Origin of the sequence: Microcella sp., from assembly GCF_033763155.1 — a bacterium.
Lineage (GTDB): Bacteria > Actinomycetota > Actinomycetes > Actinomycetales > Microbacteriaceae > Microcella.
The window spans coordinates 1-1,827 of sequence record NZ_JANRKZ010000278.1; the positions used below are offsets into that span (position 1 = coordinate 1).

The window sequence follows — 1,827 nt, forward strand, 5'->3', positions numbered from 1 at the left end:
ACTCGCTGCATGATCCCCGCCCGTTCCTTGATACGAACATCATTGGCACGTACACGCTGATCGAGGCCGCGCGGAAGCACAACAAGCGTTTCCACCACATCTCAACCGACGAGGTGTACGGCGACCTCGAACTCGAGGACCCGGCCCGCTTCACAGAGCAGACGCCGTACAACCCGTCGAGCCCCTACTCGGCGACCAAGGCCGGCAGCGACCTCCTCGTTCGCGCGTGGGTGCGCTCGTTTGGCGTGCAGGCCACGCTCTCGAACTGCTCGAACAACTACGGCCCCTACCAGCACGTTGAGAAGTTCATCCCGCGCCAGATCACCAACGTGCTGCGCGGCGAGCGCCCCAAGCTGTATGGCTCAGGCGAGAACGTGCGCGACTGGATTCACGCCGACGACCACTCGGCCGCGGTGCTCACGATTCTCGAGCGCGGCACGATCGGCGAGACCTACCTCATCGGAGCCGACGGCGAAAAGAACAACAAAGAGGTCGTCGAGCTCATTCTCACGACGCTCGGCCATCCCGCCGACGCCTACGACCACGTGACTGACCGACCCGGCCATGACCTGCGCTACGCGATCGACTCGAGCAAGCTGCGGCGCGAGCTCGGCTGGGCTCCGCGCTTTGGCGACTTCGCGGCGGGCCTCACCGACACCGTGCAGTGGTATCGCGACAACGAAGACTGGTGGGCGCCGCAGAAAGACGCCACCGAAGCCCGCTATCGCGCTCAGGGGCAGTGATGACGGGGCCGCGCTACCTCATTGCGGGCGCGGGCGGGATGCTCGGCCGCGATCTGCAGGCGGCGCTCGCCGATCGTTCGGTCTCCGCGCTCTCGCGGCTCGAGCTCGACATCACCGACCCGCGCGCCTGCGCTGACGCGGTCGCCGGCCACGACGTCGTGCTCAACGCTGCCGCGTACACGGCCGTTGATGCGGCCGAGACCGACGAAGAGCAGGCAACACTCATCAACGCGACGGGAGCCGAGAACCTGGCTCGCGCGTGTGCCGCGGCCGGAGCCGTGCTCGTGCAGTACTCCACCGACTACGTGTTCGCCGGAGACGGCGTGGGGCCCTACCCCGAAGACGCTCCGATCGCGCCCGTGAGCGCCTATGGCCGGTCGAAGGCGGAGGGGGAACGACGGGCTGTGGCCGCGCATCCCGATGGCACCATCGTGCTGCGAACCGCGTGGCTCTATGGCGAGCACGGGCCCAACTTTGTGCGCACGATGATGCGGCTCTATCGCGAGCACGGAACGCTCACCGTGGTCAACGACCAGCACGGTCAACCCACGTGGACCCGCGATCTGGCCGAACAGACCGTGCGGATGCTCGACGCCGGTGTGCGCTCGGGCACCTTGCACGGCACCAACGCCGGGGCCACGACGTGGCACGGGTTCGCCCGCGCCATCGTCGAGAACCTCGGTGGCGACCCTGATACAGTCGCACCGACCGACAGCGCGCAGTTCGCGCGCCCCGCTCGACGCCCCGCCAACTCTGTGCTCGCGCACGACGGGTGGGCTCGCCTCGGACTCGCGCCCATGCGCCCGTGGCGTGCGGCGCTCGACGACGCCATGGCCGAGGGAGTGTTCACGTGAGCCTCACCACCCTGCGAGTCGTGCTCGACCAAGTGGGCGACCCGGTGCCGAGCGGCATCGGTCGCTACGCGCTCGAACTCACCCGCGCTCTCATCGAAACCGCCCCGCGCGGCTGCGATGTCGCCGGCATTGTCGCCTCGTCGCCGCCGAGCGAATACGAACGCATTGAGCAGCAACTTCCCGGACTGAGCGACCTGTTCAAGAGCGCCCTTGATCGTCGCCAACTCGCC

General features: G+C 67.9%; 2 protein-coding genes and 1 pseudogene. All 3 read left to right on the plus strand.

Annotated elements, in window-relative coordinates; all coding sequences use genetic code 11:
- Positions 1–743: dTDP-glucose 4,6-dehydratase (locus SFU54_RS11690; RefSeq protein WP_319016445.1), on the plus strand; the 743-nt coding region annotated here is incomplete at its 5' end.
- The gene (rfbD, locus tag SFU54_RS11695; RefSeq protein WP_319016446.1) at positions 743–1,597 is read left to right on the plus strand and encodes a dTDP-4-dehydrorhamnose reductase; all 855 of its coding nucleotides are present in this window, start codon (positions 743–745) and stop codon (positions 1,595–1,597) included. The genes SFU54_RS11690 and rfbD, both read left to right, overlap by 1 nt.
- Positions 1,594–1,827, plus strand: a pseudogene (locus tag SFU54_RS11700) (glycosyltransferase family 1 protein); the annotation flags it as partial. The gene rfbD and the pseudogene SFU54_RS11700, both read left to right, overlap by 4 nt.